We start from the raw sequence: 884 nt of genomic DNA, 5'->3' as shown, positions 1-884 counted from the left end.
GCGGTACAGAGGGTCGCTACTCAGTGATGAGATGCCAATCCCAAAAAGCCGTTCTCAGTTCGGATTGAAGTCTGCAACTCGACTTTATGAAGCTGGAATCGCTAGTAATCGCGTATCAGCTATGACGCGGTGAATACGTTCCCGGACCTTGTACACACCGCCCGTCAAGCCATGGGAGTCGGGGAGACCTGAAGCGGTAGGTTAAAGACACCGTTAGGGTAAAATCGGCGACTGGGGCTAAGTCGTAACAAGGTAGCCGTACCGGAAGGTGCGGCTGGAACACCTCCTTTCTGGAGACGTACTATTAACTCTCTTCCATCATCGAAGAGGGTGATACGAAAACGCGAGTTTAGTATTGCCTACATTACCAGAGTAGTCTGGTAACGAGTTCATTGACATATTGAGAAGCAAAAGAGAATAAGAGATAACCGCGCAAGCGAATTAAGGGCGCATGGAGGATACCTAGGCTCTCAGAGGCGATGAAGGACGTGATAAGCTGCGATAAGCTACGGGGAACAGCACATATGTCTTGATCCGTAGATTTCCGAATGGGGCAACCCAGTACCATGAAGTGGTATTACCCTRCGGGGGGCGAACGTGGGGAACTGAAACATCTAAGTACCCACAGGAGAAGAAAATAATAATGATTCCGCAAGTAGTGGCGAGCGAACGCGGAAGAGCCCAAACCGGCCTGGTTACGGCCAGACCGGGGTTGTAGGACTCACCAAGTGTATAACAATTGAACTGGAATGGCGTGGGAAAGCCAACCATAGAGGGTGAGAGTCCTGTACAGGTAAGAGCGTTATATGAGTGAGTATCCTGAGTAGGTGGGGACCGGAGAAATCCCCTTCGAATCCGGCGGCACCATCCGCCAAGGCTAAATA

Annotated in this window: 2 rRNA genes; both read left to right on the top strand. The window is 50.7% G+C overall.

Annotated elements, in window-relative coordinates:
* Positions 1-290, top strand: a 16S ribosomal RNA gene (locus FDK13_RS35230); the annotation flags it as partial.
* A 141-nt stretch (positions 291-431) separates the two neighbouring features.
* Positions 432-884: ribosomal RNA gene (locus tag FDK13_RS35225) — 23S ribosomal RNA — on the top strand; the annotation flags it as partial.

Source organism: Dyadobacter frigoris, assembly GCF_005280585.1.
Taxonomy (GTDB): domain Bacteria; phylum Bacteroidota; class Bacteroidia; order Cytophagales; family Spirosomataceae; genus Dyadobacter; species Dyadobacter frigoris.
Note: the sequence above shows the minus strand (reverse complement) of the source record. Positions and strands in the feature narration are given on the sequence as shown.